Source organism: Pectobacterium sp. PL64 (assembly GCF_022477975.1).
Taxonomy (GTDB): Bacteria; Pseudomonadota; Gammaproteobacteria; order Enterobacterales; family Enterobacteriaceae; genus Pectobacterium; species Pectobacterium jejuense.
The window spans coordinates 2,046,955-2,063,685 of sequence record NZ_CP092070.1 but is presented as its reverse complement, the minus strand read 5'-3'; the positions used below and the strand labels follow the sequence as shown (position 1 = coordinate 2,063,685).

General features: G+C 45.0%; 13 protein-coding genes and 1 pseudogene. 9 read left to right on the top strand and 5 right to left on the bottom strand.

All coding sequences use genetic code 11. From position 1 onward, the window contains the following. Positions 1–162 precede the first annotated feature (162 nt). From hisN to HP572_RS09105, 4 genes are all read left to right on the top strand, one after another. Positions 163–963: a histidinol-phosphatase gene (gene hisN / locus HP572_RS09120; protein WP_240585407.1), complete on the top strand. Its 801-nt coding sequence runs from the start codon at positions 163–165 to the stop codon at positions 961–963. Positions 964–1,012: 49 nt separating this feature from the next. Next, positions 1,013–1,399, top strand: a complete 387-nt coding sequence (locus tag HP572_RS09115) for a VOC family protein (protein ID WP_240585728.1) — start codon at positions 1,013–1,015, stop codon at positions 1,397–1,399. 16 nt (positions 1,400–1,415) lie between these two features. Then, positions 1,416–1,709 carry a hypothetical protein gene (locus tag HP572_RS09110; protein ID WP_240585406.1) on the top strand — a complete coding sequence of 98 codons (294 nt, stop codon included), beginning with the start codon at positions 1,416–1,418 and terminating at the stop codon, positions 1,707–1,709. A gap of 196 nt (positions 1,710–1,905) precedes the next feature. Continuing rightward, on the top strand, positions 1,906–2,250 hold the full coding sequence (locus tag HP572_RS09105) for an Arm DNA-binding domain-containing protein (RefSeq protein ID WP_240585405.1): 345 nt from the start codon (positions 1,906–1,908) through the stop codon (positions 2,248–2,250). Positions 2,251–2,303: 53 nt separating this feature from the next. Here HP572_RS09105 and HP572_RS09100 read toward each other — a convergent pair whose 3' ends face one another. Next, on the bottom strand, positions 2,304–3,488 hold the full coding sequence (locus tag HP572_RS09100) for a site-specific integrase (RefSeq protein ID WP_240585404.1): 1,185 nt from the start codon (positions 3,486–3,488) through the stop codon (positions 2,304–2,306). 528 nt (positions 3,489–4,016) lie between these two features. Between HP572_RS09100 and HP572_RS09095 the strand changes: the two genes are divergently transcribed. Genes HP572_RS09095 through HP572_RS09080 form a run of 4 tightly spaced genes read left to right on the top strand, consistent with a single transcriptional unit; the run spans position 4,017 to position 10,013 of the window. Beyond that, complete coding sequence (locus HP572_RS09095) at positions 4,017–5,069, top strand: ComEC/Rec2 family competence protein (protein WP_240585403.1); 1,053 nt, start codon at positions 4,017–4,019, stop codon at positions 5,067–5,069. Continuing rightward, a complete protein-coding gene (locus tag HP572_RS09090) occupies positions 5,053–6,369 on the top strand; it encodes an ABC-three component system protein (protein ID WP_240585402.1) in 1,317 nt (438 codons plus the stop codon). The genes HP572_RS09095 and HP572_RS09090 overlap by 17 nt, the downstream gene beginning before the upstream one ends. Further along, positions 6,353–6,892, top strand: coding sequence for an ABC-three component system middle component 1 (locus tag HP572_RS09085; RefSeq protein WP_075202187.1), 540 nt, complete (start codon positions 6,353–6,355; stop codon positions 6,890–6,892). Before HP572_RS09090 ends, HP572_RS09085 begins: the two co-directional genes overlap by 17 nt. Beyond that, a complete protein-coding gene (locus tag HP572_RS09080) occupies positions 6,882–10,013 on the top strand; it encodes an AAA family ATPase (RefSeq protein ID WP_240585401.1) in 3,132 nt (1,043 codons plus the stop codon). The genes HP572_RS09085 and HP572_RS09080 overlap by 11 nt, the downstream gene beginning before the upstream one ends. 213 nt (positions 10,014–10,226) lie before the next feature. Here the strand turns inward: HP572_RS09080 and HP572_RS09075 are convergent, their stop codons facing one another. Further along, a complete protein-coding gene (locus tag HP572_RS09075; RefSeq protein WP_240585400.1) occupies positions 10,227–10,940 on the bottom strand; it encodes a DUF6602 domain-containing protein in 714 nt (237 codons plus the stop codon). A gap of 973 nt (positions 10,941–11,913) precedes the next feature. Next, positions 11,914–12,646 (bottom strand): annotated as a pseudogene (locus HP572_RS09070) (hypothetical protein). A gap of 390 nt (positions 12,647–13,036) precedes the next feature. Between HP572_RS09070 and zigA the strand changes: the two are divergent. After that, entirely contained in the window at positions 13,037–14,260 is a 1,224-nt protein-coding gene (gene zigA / locus HP572_RS09065) for a zinc metallochaperone GTPase ZigA (protein WP_240585399.1), read from the top strand. A 161-nt stretch (positions 14,261–14,421) separates the two neighbouring features. Here zigA and HP572_RS09060 read toward each other — a convergent pair whose 3' ends face one another. Further along, positions 14,422–15,567, bottom strand: a complete 1,146-nt coding sequence (locus HP572_RS09060) for an AAA family ATPase (protein ID WP_371745307.1) — start codon at positions 15,565–15,567, stop codon at positions 14,422–14,424. A 5-nt stretch (positions 15,568–15,572) separates the two neighbouring features. Next, positions 15,573–16,457 (bottom strand): RNA ligase family protein, encoded by an 885-nt coding sequence (locus HP572_RS09055; RefSeq protein WP_240585397.1) that lies wholly within the window; start codon positions 16,455–16,457, stop codon positions 15,573–15,575. Positions 16,458–16,731: the final 274 nt, after the last annotated feature.

The following is a 16,731-nucleotide window of genomic DNA, read 5'->3' as shown; positions in this document are numbered from 1 at the left end:
CAAATGCGAAGAACGTGAATTGTGGTAGCCTGTGTCTTTGTGCATAATCGAGCAGATTAACTGTGCAATATAATGCACAATCGAGCCATAGTAAGCATTGCGATTTATCATCGTCAATGTTCAACAACGCCGTCATGCCAACGCAATAGGAAGGTAAACACCATGAGTCAGTCGCTTCCCGATATTGCTTTTTTTCATGAACTCGCCACGCTGGCTAGTCAGGAAACGTTACCGCGTTTTCGTGCCCTTACCGCCAACCAAATTGAGACGAAGCCCAAAGAGGGCTTTCGCTTTGATCCGGTCACGGAGGCCGACCGAGAGGCTGAGCGGGTCATTCGCGAGCACATCACGCGCCATTACCCCGATCACGCGATTATGGGCGAAGAATTTGGACTGAGCGGGGAAGGTCCGGTGCGTTGGGTTTTGGATCCGGTTGATGGAACCCGGCCTTTCTTATGCGGATTACCGGTGTGGGGAACGCTCATCGGCCTGCTGCACCATGAACGCGCCGTGATGGGGATGATGAGCCAGCCGTTTACCGGGGAGTGCTTCTGGGCCGATGGTTCACAGGCGTGGCGCAGTGATCGACATGGGGAAATGCGTTTAAACACTCGCAAAGGCGTGTCGCTCGAACAGGCGATTCTTCACACCACCGCTCCAGAACCGCTGGCGATGCACCCGACAGTTCGCTTCGCCGATCTAGCAGAAAGCACGCTTATGACGCGCTACGGCGGCGAATGTTACGCGATGGCGATGCTGGCAGCAGGCCAGATTGATATCTGCGTGGAATTTGCATTGCAGCCCTACGACATTGTCGCGCTGATCCCGATTATTGAGCAGGCGGGCGGCATCATTACCGATCTCAACGGACAACGAGCGGAAGCGGGCGGCACGGTAGTCGCGACCGGTAATCCCGAGCTACACCAACAGGTGTTAGCCATTCTGAATGGAACGCGGTCATAACCGCTTGTTTGTAAAACCAGTAAAAGACAACGGCTAAGAAGGAATCATGATGAAAGTGGCACACGTGGCGTTATGGACAGCCGATCTGGCTGCGCAGGCGGCATTTTGGCAAGAATTCTTCTCCGCTAAGGTGGGGGGAAAGTATGTGAGCCGGAATCGCCCCGGTTTTGAATCGCATTTTGTTCAACTGGGTGAAGGCGCCTCTATTGAGCTGATGACGCTGCCGGTGTTGGCAGAAGCCTTAACCAATAAAGAAGGCTGCGGCTGGGCGCACGTCGCAATTTCGGTCGGGAGCAAAGCGGATGTGGAAGCGTTAGCCAGCAAAGCAGCAGAACGCGGCATTCTGGTTGCTCAGCCTCGAATGACAGGGGACGGATTTTACGAAGCGATCGTCAGCGACCCAGATGGTAATCTGATTGAGATAACCTCAGACTAACTAGGGACGCTTTCATATGCTGCACAAACTGCCTTCATTCGATCGACAACATACTGCGATGCTGATTTATGCTGGTGAAATTCGGTTCGGTCCGCCTTATTTTTCGCTCTCCATCGACGGGAAAGCACTGGACGATCGCATTTTCGGCAAGGACATGCTGTGGTCGCCGGATTCGCGTTATCTGGCAGTGCAAGAGTGGCTCTCCACGGCGGAACGCGACGGCCCGCAAACGGCTTTACTCTGTATTGATGTGCTAGAAGAAAGGCAGTGTCAGGTTTCTCAGGCGGCGGGGGGATTTTCATCCCTTTAAAATTTTAGAGGTGATACTAACAGCTAGGGGAATGTGCGCTTCTCTGATTAAAAACCATTGGGATTTGAGTAACTAACTCAATAGATTAGGTTGAAAATTGACCTGCGATTCCCTACCAGATTTCTACCTGTGAACTTAAACTCATATTGCTATGTATCATTGGAATACTATCCCAGTAGTTGTAGCTTAAGCAGATGTGAGTAAGTATGAACAGAAATTTTACACCTTCCCTGGTGCTATTACAGAATGTGAAACTATTCGCCCATCATTTACGCCTTATGGTCTTAACATGACGCAGGCTCAATATAATTTCTATGGTACCTGTCGGGAAGTGGTCGATGGTGATTTTCCTGAATTAAAGGCAATGGTTAACCGAAATGAAAATATTCGTTTCTTTGTCCGTTATATTTTTAACGGTAACGTTCGTTATGATTATCTTGGCGAATTTCCAACACTATCAATCGCTCAGGCTCGCAATAAAGCCCGATATATTGCCAGCAGCAATGAGGATGAAGCTACTTATGCCGATCTCCCATTTTGATTGAAGGCTGAACAGTAAAAAAAGCAGGGGCATTTGCCTCTGCTTTTCTGTTATCACAAGGAAGGTAACTGAGCCGTGATTCGCTCAGCCAGAAGCTGACTGGTATTCTGTAAACGCTGAGGATGAAGATGCGCATAACGCTGTGATGACTGACTATTGCGATGTCCTAACTGAACCTGAACGTCATACAGTGTACCGCCGTAGGACACGATGAGCGCGGCAACCGAATGGCGACAGGTATGAATACACACTTCTTTGTCGAAAATCCCCGCCCGACGCACGATACGCTGAAAGGCTTTAACCGGATTATTCAGCGGCATTCCCGGTTTTTTACCGATAAACAACCACGGATTCCCCCGTTGCGTAGGCAGCGCTCTGATAACGTCCATAGCCAGTGAGTTAAGGTGAACAACACGGCCATAACCATTCTTTGTTTCCGGAAGCCATAAGGTGCGTTTGACGGGGTCAACGTGCTCCCATTTTGCCAGACGCAGCTCATCACGACGAAGGCCAGTCAGTAGCAGCAGTTTGACATAGCGGGCAGCGACGGGGCTGGTATCGTTATCGGCGGAGAGGAAAATACGACGAATTTCATCCTCGGTGAAATAGCGCTGTCGGGCGTTGTTCTCCCTGAGAAGCTGTACCACTCTTGCCGGATGGATAGAGGTAATGCCTTGCCTTCCTGCCCAGGTAAATACCGCTTTAACTAGTACGATGACACGATTACAGGTTGCTGCTGACAGTGAAATGCTTAACGTCTGCTGGAGGCGGAGAATCCTGGCTGGTGTGATATCACTCAGTAGCATTAGACCTAAGGCGGGACGGATATGATCCCGGTAGCGCTGGAAATCCTTTCCCCAGCTACGTTTAGCAGATTTTGCCCATACCAGATAATGCTGGTTAAAGAGCTCATCGAATGTCATTTCTTGTCTCTTGTTTTCACGTTCCTGCTTAGGGTCAGTTCCGGTGGCAAGTGAGCGTTTATGCTCCATGGAAATCTTACGGGCTAAGGTGACGTCCACCTCAGGCCAGTGACCAATGGCTATGGCACGTTTTCGTCCATGATAGAGGTAGCGTAGCAAAAATTTTTTACGTCCTTCCCCTTTGCTGACCAGACACTTCAGGCCAGAAATTTCGGTATCGCTGTATTCGGCATCGGTGCTGCGTGAATCTGATGTGTTAGGGGGCAGGGATTTAATGAGCTGATTAGTAAAACGGAAGCGTTTCGGGCTGGACATATTACCTCCTGTGACTGGTGTAAAGAACGTCAGGGTTGACCCATCCCCGGCACGGCGTTGTTAATGGCTAAGTTGATTTTCTAGTGTGGCGAAGGGAATGCTGGTGCCACATGAGATGATTGAAGACGAGAAATACCGCAAAAACGGCCTTTACGGTCTGATTCTGGTCTTTAGGGGGAAAGATGCCATTGGGGGATGCGCCCACAGAAATAATATGTGTTTCAGTCAAGAACAATTACATGCCATGAGGATCAAGAAGGTTGCCCGTATATGGCAGGTATCAAAGTTGGTTATTTGTAAAAAGCGGATGTTGACAAAGCATAGTGTTATTAAAATATAAGAAGTGATAACTTTATGTTTTTTAAGTAAAAGTTTAAATTTTCGTGATGCATTTCACTAATGTAGATAACATCATTGAAAGTATGAAATTGTTTGAAAAAAAATCATCTTTGATCAACCTTAAGATTGTTTCTAAATGGTAAAATCTTCATATGGGAAAGAGCTCACTGGTAAGGAAGACAAATCCTGATGGGGATCATCGTACGAATTCTTAAAGCTAACCATGGCGATTGCATTTTGGTGAGTCATGAAAGCAGTTTAGGCACTCTCAACTTGCTCATTGATGGGGGGCCTGCGACGACATTCAGGTATGGCATTAGGCAGCGCTATTCTGGAGCATTGAGTAATGCTCTTGATGATCTGAAAGGAAAGGGGCAAAACATTGATCTTGCTATCCTGACCCACATTGATGATGATCACATAAATGGTTTTATCAAGGCATTCGAGAGTCCAAACTATCTGCGTCAGATGGTTAAATCGATCTGGTTCAATTCTTCGAGGTTAATCACACATCATTTTAATGTGCCTGAAATTTGTGAAAATAATATTTTCTTGCAGGAAGTTTCCTCTGAAACTAGCGTTAAGCAGGGGCATGAATTTGAGGCATTACTTGATGAAATCGGTTGTGCGCGAGCACCGCTCATTATGGCAGGGCAAATCTATAAAGTAGGCCCGATTACATTAACAGCACTGTCACCTGAACGAAGACAACTCGAACAGCTTTTGCATAAGTGGCCAACGGAAGTAAGTTCAGCTGATACTTCTTCACATGAGAATGATTATCACTATTCATTGGGCGAAATTTGGGCAGATGATAGATTTGAATCTGACCCATCTATTTATAATGGAAGCTCAATTGCATTTTTACTGGAAGCAGATGACAAAAAAATGCTTTTTTTAGGAGACGCCAGTGACCAAGTTGTTACAAAAAATTTAAGAGCATTGGGATATAGCGAAATGAACAAGTTGAAGCTGGATCTGGTTAAAGTTTCGCATCATGGTAGCCAATACAACACAAGCAACGAATTTCTTTCAATACTAGATTCTCCATGTTTTGTTATTTCAACCAATGGTTCGAAGCATGGTCTTCCTAATAAAAGAACTATTGCGAGGATCTTAAAGGAAACAGATGGTGATGTTTATTTTAATTACAGCAATGTGATTGCTCCGCTGCTTTTAGCGCATGAAACTGAGAGCTATTCTTCTCGTCTAAAAGTGCTAGGTGATGAGATTAAATTCTAACATGACAGTTTACGAAATAATGCAGTCCCATTGCGTCATGGTTAATGGTGGCAGTGGTGTATTGGTCAATGCAATGACACTGGATTACACTTATGTACTGACTGCATACCATGTTATTCGTGACACCCTCGATAATATCGAAGTTACCGATCACAATGGCAATAAACTTAAAGTATTGGCTGTGCTCCTATATCCAGATATTAAAAAGGTGAACGAATCCCATTATGACTTCGCAATTTTAAAAATTGAATATCAACCAGAAGTTACACAAAGTTGTTTTACTGCTTCGACGTTGCCTCCTCGGGCTGAGCTTGCATTAGTAGGATTTCCAAATACTGAAAGAAGGAGTTCGGATCCTATAAAATATTATGATGGGCATATGACTAGCGTGGTCGATGAGCTTGTCATTTTCACTATTGATGGTGTACCTGGCTTAGCCACGATAAAGGGGATGTCAGGTGGAGGTGTATATCACATAGTTGGTAGAAATACATTTCTTGTTGGTGTTGAGTTCAGGATGGATGGCACTGAAGAGGAACAACAGTTTGGCCGAGTGCAATGCCATAGCTTAGCAAAGTTTGATGAAATAATAAGAGCATACAATAGTGCACCGATGATTCCTGCCCATTTGGAATGCTTTTCTCGAATACAAGACAAAATATTTAAATTTAATGTTATTGATCAAAATAATGTTCGTAATCTTAAAGACGCGTTAGAAACCCTTTCCGCATCGCTTATAGCTAGTGGGATGTCTCCGCCTTATAAAATTATGGGGCAATATGGATTGCAGCTTTTGATGGAGCCTAAAACTCCTAATGAGCTCAGCAACAAAGAGTTATGGATTTCTTATTTTGAATTTTTAGTTATTTGCTCTGTGATAGATAATGTAGGTATTGTGGATGATGCATATCTAAAAAGTTTGGAGCGAAAGCGGCGGCTGTTATATACCAGTGATGGTGCGAACTGGATTAGCCGTTTGGAAGAGCTACTCAAAACGGCACGAAAACTTTTAGATAAGGATGGAACTTTAATCGTTGCATCACCTGATGCTGCTGCAAGTGTCTTGCCTCCGAACTTTCGACTTAAAAATGTAATAAGTAATATAGCGGTAGTGCCAAACCAGGGGCCATTTGCTATCGATGAAGTTGAAAGTTCTATTTATACAAGCTTCAAATTAACTCATCTGGAGGGACTCCGCAAAAGCTGCGTAATAGACAGTGAGGATGAATATCTAGTAGTTCCAGCAGGTGTACCACAATTGCAGTTATTTAAGGAGAAGCTTAATGAAATTATTAAGTAAGGAAGTTGATCTGAGTGTTTTAAGTGTGAAATATGATAAAATCAGATTTCACATGTATTGCTCAGATGATCCACTTTCTTTTATTTCCTGTATAGTATGTGTATGTGAGACTTCAGCCGAGATTTTGGAGAATTGGCGTACTATTCAAAATGTGGTTTCTGTTCACTATCAACCATCGGGTGACTTAGCATCTTGGAATATGTATATTGTTTTTTTGACAACTGATGTTTTTCCTGTATGGGATAAATATGAAATAGAAAACAATAAGTTTGCTGCTCGCAAGATTATTATTGATAAATTCTCAGGTGTCCCCACCTCTGTTCAGTTAGTCACTGAGTTGCAAAAATATTTATTGGGAACAGACTTAAGACTTGATCCGAGAGTCAATGAGTCAAAAGAGGCTTTATTGTCTTTAGAAAAATACGTTCGTGGTGCTCCATTAGATTCAAAGAATGAGTCCAGAGAAATCCGCGCCTCCATGGTCAATGAAATAATTAAATTTTTGAACAAAAATGAAAATTAAAAAAGTTGAGATTGAAGCATTTCGTGCCTACAAATCTAGGTCAGATGGCACGTTTGATTTCACGAATGATGGAGATGTTGCTGCAAATTTTGTTGCGATCTATGCTCCTAATGGTTTTGGTAAAAGCTCTTTCTACGATGCTGTTGAATGGGCAATTACCAATCACATGGCAAGACTTGGCGGAGAATATAATAAATCTAATTATGAGAACGCTGCCAAAATCACAAAGGACGATAATGTTGGGCAAGAAATTTTACGTAATAAATATGTAGATAAAAATATACGCACGAAGGTAGTGGTAACAACCACCCGACCACTCCCTTTTGAGCGTAAACTACCCAAAATTAGATCTAATGGGCGTGATTTGCGATTCGGAGATAATAGTCAAAGAGAAAATGATTTTTTCCGACAAGTAATTCTAAGTCAAGATGAAATTGATAGATTTCTTCGAGAAGCCAAACCGCAAGAACGCTATGCGAAATTTATGGAAAGTTTCGGTGGAGATATTGAAATTGCCCGTAAAGAGTTATCAGTACTCATAAATGATAATAAGATTGAGTTGAATAATCTCAATAAAAAGAGAGAGTCTATTCTTGAACAATTAAAAAAACCAATAGATGCTTCAATTTTCCAAAAATTCAATTCTATTGCTACTGAATTGAATAAGTTGGGTGAGAATATTCAGTTACCTGATGAGAGTTTTTCATCTCAGCATGAATATGCTCTTAATGCTAATCTTATATCGCGACGCCATGAGCTCGACTCATCACGTTTAACGAACAATCGAACGGTGGAAGCACTGGAAGACAGACTTCTAAAAATATCTGAAACTGAATTACATGTCCGCAGTTTAGCAGAGCAGAACTCACATCTTGCTAAATTAGTGAAAGGAGTGGCCGACGCTGATAAGTACCAATCACTTTTGGATTCATACGAAAAATGTGCAGAAGATCAGAAAATCACACACACGCATATGACTCGTATTATAGAAATAATTGATTGTATTGAAGATTTTTTAAAAATTGAGTCACATATTCTCGAGTTAGCTACTAGCCAAAAGATAATTTCTGAAGAGCGCACTAAGATCTGTGCGCAGCTTGCAGGTTTTGAAACAACAATTAATCAATTGAATATGGAGCTTAAGGCTGTAGATGATAGGGTCGCTATACTTAGGAAGACCGTTGATAACGCCGGGCTAGTATATATGGAGCTCTCAAATAACAGGGCTCGAGTAAGTAACTTAACACAGCAAATATCAAAAAAAGAAATTTCTATTCAGATAGATAAGTCTAGACTTGAGGAGTTGAATCGTGAGCTTACTAGGCTTTCTGAACTCAATGTTAATGGCACCTCATTATCAAACGGAAATCTAGGGGCCTTGCTTTTAGAACCTACAAAAGTTGAACAACTGACGAGATGTTACGCCGAGTTCGATGTGCTTGAATCACAAATTCAGGCTGTGCATGTTACTCAAAAAGCATTGTCTGAGCAGATGGAATTGCATGAACGACTGATTGCCATTGGAATTGACTATCTTAGTGTACGACCATCCAGCATCTGTCCTTTATGTACAACTCCTCACCCATCTGCGGACGGCTTACTGGATAAAATTAAGGGCCAGAACCTTTTATCAGAATTAAGTGAGGAGAATTCTAAACAGCTTTTATTTTTCACTGCACGCCAGAAAGAAATTCTTCAATCAATTCAGGATATTACTCAGTGCGCAATTGATTCAAAGGCTAAGTTGATTATTAACATAAACAAGGAATTGAGTGAGACTGACGAGAGACTTACTATTGCAGGTAGAGAGATATATACAATAGAAGCAGAGTTAAAAACTCTTGAGAAACGGACCACAGAGTTAGAAAGTTTAGTTTGGGAACTTTCACATGATGAGCTGGTCTCCCGAATTGAAAAAGAAATTGGTGAGCTTTCAATCAAAAGCTCAAAGTTCCTACAAGGAAAAGCATTAATTACCCCTCAGGTTGAAATGCTTAATGAATCACTCAAAGAAAAAGACTCTGCGCAGCAAAAAATAGCTTCGGAGATGGAAGGTATCTTCAGCGAAAATATCTACATTACAGTTCATAAATACTTAAATGAAAATGCGATTTCGTCTTCATCCCTCAAAAAGCACACTGAAAACAGGAAACTAGAGATTGAGGCGGAAATAAATAAGTGTAAAGCCACTATTGAGTTTATAACTGAACAATGTAATGTTTTACAGCAAAAAATGTTAAGTGATGGCATGTGGGTGGATTTTGTTCAGTTGAGGCTGCAAAAAGAAGCTTTAGAAATAAGTGTTGCCCGCTCTCAATCAGTAATTAACACGTTTTATGAGAGTTTATCTGACCTTATTATTATCCGTCCTGAGTACAGTCTTGAAAAAGTCAAAGAGCTCATAATCGCTAAAGTTCAGGATTGTCATCTTCGTACGAAAGAATTTGATATGCTTTCAAATAATATTCATTTACTCATAGAGCTTATGAGTTCGTTTGAGCCATATATTAAACATACAGCGCTTCAGAAAGATTTAATGGCTGAACAGATGTTAATAAAACAGCGTGAAAGAGTCGACACTACTTTGAACGCAGAAAGAGCTGCAATAGTGGATAGACTAAAACTTCTTATCAATAATTTCTTCTATGAAGACCTTATTAATTCTATTTATAAGAAAATAGATCCACATCCTGCCTTTAAAAAAGTAGAGTTTAAGGCTGACTTTGATTCTGATAAGCCAGGCCTAAATATTGTGGTTAGTGATGAGGTTGGAGAGCAAATTTCGCCAATACTTTATTTCAGTGCGGCTCAAACGAATATTCTAAGTTTAAGTGTATTTTTAGCTAGCGCACTTCATGCGAAAGATGATGAGGGCAATCCCATCAATGTTGTTATGATTGACGATCCAATCCAGTCAATGGATTCGATTAACATACTTTCTACGATAGATCTTTTAAGAAGTATATGTATTCAATTTGATAAGCAAATTATTATCTCAACGCATGATGAAAACTTTTTTGCCTTACTTCAGCGCAAAATTCCTGCCCAAATTTTTGGTTCTAAATTCTTGCAATTGGAAAAGTTTGGTGTAGTCGTCCCGGTGCAACCCTTTATGAACTAAAGTGCTTACACTGCTTCTAAATAATCTTCATGCACATCTCGTTGTCTAAATTTGAAACGAGTGTGCATTGCTCATGACCTGCCCCCAGGATTACATGTAACGTTCAGTTAGAAATGTCCGTTTGGCGCGGAATATAAAAGAGTGTCTAATCACTTAAATATGTGCGTTGAAGAAAGGCCAACATCAAGTCAGCCTCAGAAGACTAGGGGATATTTAATTCAAAAGCCATTCAAGTAAGGAGTAGTCGCCTCTGGAAGCTGCTTCATCTTCAATACAATTCAAGAACAGGGTGAGATATGTAGCAGTGGTCTCAACTTTACCATTCGCAGGGAATTTATTATATTTCTTTGATTGAGGGGAATACATATAAAAACCAGTATCTGGCAAGCAGAACATCACACTTGGTATATTTTCTGTGACACCCCATTTTGACAGCGCATTATCCAAATCTGTTATAGATTGCTTATAACTGAAGCAACTAACCATAGGGTAGTTAGATTTTCCATCTTCAAGATTCCCTTTTTTAGCCGTTTTTAATCCTTGTGGGTTGTCAGGATGTAGTGACCATGCAAGGTTTAAAGTTTGATGCATCCCCTCTGTATTTAGGTCGCTCTTGATTTCGATTGCTCTATGTACGGAATCTATGAAGTAGACACCTAACCCATTCTGTTCAATGATTGGTGGTATTTTCCTTTTGTCATAAATGATGATGTCTGCCTGTGGTGAAAATCTATCCCATTTATCAACAATCTGGCCTGAGCCGATACCAAAATGAGATGGTAGTAGTGATTTAATAATCGGAATGAGAAAACTCTCTCTGAATGTGCCTTTGACAGTAGTATGGGATATGTCAGAAACAGCCTCTGCATTGTCATATGCTTGCTGAATTTTGTTATGAAGAATGGTTTTTAAAAACTGACTAGGCATGGTCAATCTTTCCTTGAATTAGTTTGATGCGGTGGATAACTAAATTTTGCCACTTTAACAGATATGTTAATTTCCGCTTGTCGCTCACAGTGGACCTTCTGCTCAGTTAACTTACTCGCTTTGTGCCAAGAGCGGGCATTGCTAATAGTTAGAGTGTGTGACCTGCTCCACGTTGATTAAGCACAAGCGCTGTATTGGTTCGTTGAACCCGCTGCTCAGAACGGACAATTAGTGTTAACACTCCAGAGCGTTTAGCTCAAGTAGTATTACTATAGATAAATCATTACATGATGGCGTGGAGAACGGGGGATTCTGAAAACGGTAAGAAGTGAAAGGGAAAGAAGAGCTTGTTGCGGGTGGACGGACTGGTGAAGATCCGCATGTGAATGGTGGAGGGTGTATGCTGCCAAATTTCCCCGCTTGCTATTGGGTGTTTCCCCACCTTATTCCCCACGACAAAATCACGTTAAGACCAGCGGATTAAGGAGAAATGATAATTCCCCCGTTTTCCCCCGTATTCTCTGCTTCATTATGAATAATCTTAGAGAAAGGAACCGTAGAGGACCGTAGAAAGACCGTAGCAGTGGGGTAAGGAAGAGGCACATCAGAGGGTGTGGAGGTGTCTAAAAGTAACGAGCATCTGCGAAAATGGCGAGAAATCCAGCAAACAAATAACGTGTTGCAACGACCAGAAATCTACCGTAGCTAAGAAAGGAAAAAGCCCCGCTTTGCAGCGAGGCCTTATGAATATTGGTGCCCGGACTCGGAATCGAACCAAGGACACGGGGATTTTCAATCCCTCGCTGTTCGTGCTGTGCGAGTTCAAGTTCCCTCATGGGTGAAACGAAAGCACACTGCAGCCTAGTGATGTAAAACTGGATGTGTCGCTTCTAACATAGATAACTGTGCCGCCTTGCCTGCATTCCTCAGGTGGAGTGTGGCGTAGAATCAGGTTTTCATAACCTTTGAGCAACTATCGACCTTGGTCGCAGACCTCTTTAATGCGCTTAATCACCATCCCTCTGCACATCTGATGTTCTTCGTGCATCGCTCTCGGATGAGCTATTCTGAAACAGATCGCATTCCCTGCTTTAAACTCCCATAGCTTTCCTGAAATGACTGATGAAGTCTCATAGCCGCCTAACTCAGTAAGCAATTGTTTGATGATGTAGTCTGTTCGCCGGGCTCCGGATGCAAAGATAATGAAATCAGGCTCCAGATATCTAATTTGTGTAGCAAGCAGCTTCAGTGAGGCCGATATCACTTCCTGTACTTCATTCTCAGGACGAGTGAGTGGAGTCAGACGGTCGTAATCCCACGCCAGTAGGTTGGCGTATACGATTGCCTGAGGGGCAATGTTTCAACTCATTAGCCAGTCGGAAATGATACTGTATGAAGCGACTACGTGATTTGAGATTAAGCGTCCCCGTCAGATGTTTCCTGTAACGAGTTATAGCTTCTTCAACTACAAGCTCTGTGGTGACATCAGGTATAAGTCCTAGGACTCGGGAAATGGTATTCTTCCCATTTAAGGTATTCCAACCCGCTGTTTCACGCCCAACCAGCATAACTTTTACGGTGGATCGCCAGTATTCATCGGAGGGAACGGGTAAAAATACGCCAGAGTATTTATCCTCCTGTAGGTTGAATGGCCGGGTGTTAAGCCCCTGCAGTATTTGTATATACGCTTTTACCAACGTTTCCATGTTTTACCTACTCCGAAATGAAAAGCCCCTCAGATATATATTATTTTCATGATATCAGTCCGATACATGAGGGTAACTATGAAAAAATCCTTCCGTGATTTTTCCCTTTGTTCAGCAATAACGAGCCCCCGTCTACCGAACTTCCACGCAGGAATGCGATGCGGGGGGCTTCTGTCTGCAACGTGTCTGGCAGGGTAACCCCGCCGACTTTAATATTATTAGACAAAATCAAACTCTCAATGATTTTTCATGTTCGTATTGTTATGTTATAACATATCAAATAATGTAAAAGGAGATTATCGCGATGGGTGTTTAAAAGCGAAACATTCGTGGCGATGAATCATTCCAAAGCAGAACAGTAAAAATGCAAATCATTAGAGAGTGTGAAATATGGCTGACGTTGTAGCTCGACAGAAAGCAGATGCAAGACTACCTGTGACCGTACTATCCGGCTTTCTCGGCGCGGGAAAGACCACGTTACTTAACCATATTCTGAATAATCGCGCTGGCCGCCGCGTCGCGGTGATCGTCAACGACATGTCAGAAGTGAATATTGATGCTGCGCTGGTGAGGGAAGGCGGCGCTGAGCTTTCACGGACGGACGAAAAGCTGGTTGAGATGAGTAACGGCTGTATCTGTTGCACGCTGCGTGAAGATCTCCTGCTCGAGGTTAATCGGCTGGCGAAAGAGGGGCGTTTTGATCAGTTGGTCATTGAATCAACCGGTATCGCGGAACCGCTTCCGGTCGCGGAGACCTTCACGTTTGCGGGTGACGATGGGGAAAGCCTCTCTGAAGTGGCTCGGCTGGATACGATGGTGACCGTTGTCGACGGCTATAATTTCTTAAAAGATTACACGTCGGTGGACAGCATCCATTCACGCGGAGAATCGTTAGGAGAGGGTGACGAGCGCAGTGTTGTGGATTTACTGATTGACCAGATCGAGTTCTGCAATGTCATTATCCTTAATAAAACTGACCTTATTGATGCGGCGCAACAGCAAAAGCTGGTTGCGATTATTCGTTCACTTAATCCGGGCGCAAGAATACTTCATGCACAATTTGGTGCTGTGCCGTTGAACGAGGTGCTCGACACGGGATTGTTTGATTTCGACAAAGCGGCGCAGGCTCCTGGATGGTTGAAAGAGCTACGCGGCGAGCATACGCCTGAAACGGAGGAATATGGCATCACCAGTTTTGTTTTCCGCGCGCGTCGGCCGTTTCATCCTGCCCGTTTCGCGCAGGTCATGGAAAACTCGCTCACCGGAGTTGTCAGATCCAAAGGCTATTTTTGGTTGGCAAGCCGCCCGGAATATGCCGGATCGTGGTCTCAGGCAGGCGGCGTGGCGCGTCAGGGGCTGGCCGGTTCATGGTGGGTCAGTGCACCAAAAGAAAAGTGGCCGACAGATAGCGAATCGCTTGATTACATTCGTTCCATATGGGTGGATGGCGTGGGTGATGCACGGCAGGAACTGGTGTTTATCGGTATCGATATGGATGAATACGTGCTGCGGACCCGTCTGGAGGCTGCACTGCTGACGGACAAAGAAATGACAGAAGGTCTGGCGATGTGGCTAGATTATCCGGACCCGATAGAGCCTTGGTTTGCGTCATAACGTGTGGGTAATTTAGAAAAGGCCTGATTGCTCAGAGGGTGGAAGATTTATCGTCCCCGCGCGTGTCGAGGACGATAAGTTTTTCTATGAAAAAATATAGCTTGGTGCAGAAAAAACGGTATCACGGAATACGAGATCCCGTTTACCGCGCTTCCACTGCGTTAGCTTTCATAGCTAACCGCATGCGCTTCCGTCGGTGCGGGAAGCTCCCATTTCGTCAGCATACCTTGCAGCGTTTTGTTGCTCAATGTGGTGTCTCGTTTCCTGTTGCGGCGCAGCAATTCCTGACGCGGACGCTCCAGATAGACAATCTCCACTTCTGCGCCGTAGGCGTAGCACAGATCCAACGTGCGGGTGCGCATTTGCTGGCTCAGGTGTGTGGCGTTCCACACGAACGGTTCATGCGTTCGCAGCAGTGAGCGTGCTTTGTCGGTCGCCCAATGCACGGCTTTTCCTTCGTTTTCTCCGTGTTTCAGCCCCAGCTCAGTTCGTGCATCGTCGAAAGAAACTACGGGTAAATCACGCCGATGCGTCCGCACCCAGGTGTCTTTTCCCGACGCGGGCAAACCGCACATCACGGTGACTTTCGATCCCGGTTCCTGAAACAGCGGATAGTCTGGATGAACATCGGCACCGCGAAAATAGCTCAGTCGCGTGTGGGCATCGACAAATGCTCTCGGCTGGCCGTAACAGACTTCCTCCCGCGCCAGCTCGCGAAACAGCTCAATACTGTCGAGCACGCGTGATTGATCCTGACAGATGCGCCCACGCATATCGGCTTCCGCCAGCGTTGCGAGCAGCGGAATGCTCAACTGCCAAGACAGTTCGCGAATCGTAAAGATCGGCGACATCCGACGGCGCTCATCCTCAAGGCAGTAAAACGGCACTTGATGCACCGAAATTAAGCGGCAAATCGCTTCCCGAATCGCAAACGGAACGCCGGCATCCCACAGCAGCACCCGGGCGTCGATGGCGCCTTTGCGAGAATGCCCTGGCTGACCAATCTGACCCGTTACCGGGTCAATCACCGTCGTGCGGTACTTTGCAACGTCATGCAGCAACGCGGAAAAAAACAAGATTTCCTGCTGCTCGCGCGTGGCTGTCTGGTAATCAGGAAGCTGCAATAGCGACTCGATCACCATGATGGTGTGTGTCCAGACATCGCCTTCGCCGTGATAGCGCGGCTCCTGCGGCGTCTCTTTGGCGCGTTGAAGCACCGGAAACGCGTCCAGACAAGCAGCAAAATCTGGCTGCGCGCCAGAGGCGGGGACCAATCCCCTAATGGTATTCCAATCCATGATAATCATACTCCTTACTTATCGGGCATCGCGGCGGCGAGCGCGTCCAAAGAACGCAGCGTATTCAGCCCCAACATTTCCCAGGATACGGTTGGACAGGGCGCGTACAGATCAACGCCGTCAGCCAGCTGGTTCGGCAAAATCGGGCGTCGAGAATGATGCGAGCCGCTGTCCAAAATGGTCTGGATGAAGTCATGGCGTACCAGCTTGTAACGTGCCAGTACCTGTTCATCATCTTCAACCTTCAAATAAAGGCCTTCCGAACGGTCCGATTTATCGGTTTGCTGCCAGCACAGCGCGAGCGGTAAGCCTTCACGCTGCACGGTGGATTCAAACGCGGTCTTCCAGTTCTGGCTTTTCGCCAGCGAACGGAACACCAGTTTCCACAGCAACGCCGGATTTGTTGGCATCTCCCCGGCGTAAAGTACCGGAACGGACAGCACGGGCGAACTGGCCAGCATCGCGTGTCGGCGCGCCGTCGATAAAAAAATGCCGTCACGACGATCGTAAATATCAAATTCGTGAAAGTAATGCGGCAACCGGTCGTAAAACACGGAATGCTTGCTGTACGCCCATTCGCCGTACATCACGAAACGGTCTTCCAGCAGCTCAAGAAAACGCATTTCGTGCGCGGTGGCCCAGAGCTTGAACTGGTTGAACTGCCGTTCCCGTGAGCCGCCAGCCAGATAGTGGCCGCGCGACTGAAGCAGGAGTTCCGCCGTTTCATTGAAGGACACGCCGCTGTTTGCGCCGTCGATCTTTTCTTCGATCACGACGTAACGGCCTGCCAGCGCTTTCAGTGCGATTTGGTCCGACGCATCGTCGCCAGACTGTAAACGCGAACCTTCCAGATGCGGGGTACGCGGATACTTTAATAACGGTATTGAATGTAAATACATGTTTTTCGCCTGCTGCGTTATTGGCGCAGCCAGGCCCATCTACGGTAAAAAAGAGGGCCGACGAACGTGTTCTGGCGCGAGTCAATAGCTGGCCGCTGGCATTCCAGAGGTCAGAGTCGCGGGGGAGGAAGCGGGAGGTTCGTTTTCTGCTCCGCACAATAGCGGGGAAAACAGGGAACTCGTACCGCAGCCAACGCTGGCGCAGACTGCGCCGAATCGAGGCTGCTTAATGCAGTCGTCGGCGGTTAGTGGGGGGCTGACGTACAGGGCACTT

Bases quoted from the DNA above. Each gene is read 5' to 3' on its own strand.
- HP572_RS09100 (WP_240585404.1), bottom strand. From the start codon at position 3,488: ATGTCCAGCCCGAAACGCTTCCGTTTTACTAATCAGCTCATTAAATCC.
- HP572_RS09110 (WP_240585406.1), top strand. From the start codon at position 1,416: ATGCTGCACAAACTGCCTTCATTCGATCGACAACATACTGCGATGCTG.
- HP572_RS09090 (WP_240585402.1), top strand. From the start codon at position 5,053: ATGAGATTAAATTCTAACATGACAGTTTACGAAATAATGCAGTCCCAT.
- zigA (WP_240585399.1), top strand. From the start codon at position 13,037: ATGGCTGACGTTGTAGCTCGACAGAAAGCAGATGCAAGACTACCTGTG.
- hisN (WP_240585407.1), top strand. From the start codon at position 163: ATGAGTCAGTCGCTTCCCGATATTGCTTTTTTTCATGAACTCGCCACG.
- HP572_RS09085 (WP_075202187.1), top strand. From the start codon at position 6,353: ATGAAATTATTAAGTAAGGAAGTTGATCTGAGTGTTTTAAGTGTGAAA.
- HP572_RS09095 (WP_240585403.1), top strand. From the start codon at position 4,017: ATGGGGATCATCGTACGAATTCTTAAAGCTAACCATGGCGATTGCATT.
- HP572_RS09055 (WP_240585397.1), bottom strand. From the start codon at position 16,457: ATGTATTTACATTCAATACCGTTATTAAAGTATCCGCGTACCCCGCAT.
- HP572_RS09060 (WP_371745307.1), bottom strand. From the start codon at position 15,567: ATGATTATCATGGATTGGAATACCATTAGGGGATTGGTCCCCGCCTCT.
- HP572_RS09080 (WP_240585401.1), top strand. From the start codon at position 6,882: ATGAAAATTAAAAAAGTTGAGATTGAAGCATTTCGTGCCTACAAATCT.
- HP572_RS09075 (WP_240585400.1), bottom strand. From the start codon at position 10,940: ATGCCTAGTCAGTTTTTAAAAACCATTCTTCATAACAAAATTCAGCAA.
- HP572_RS09115 (WP_240585728.1), top strand. From the start codon at position 1,013: ATGAAAGTGGCACACGTGGCGTTATGGACAGCCGATCTGGCTGCGCAG.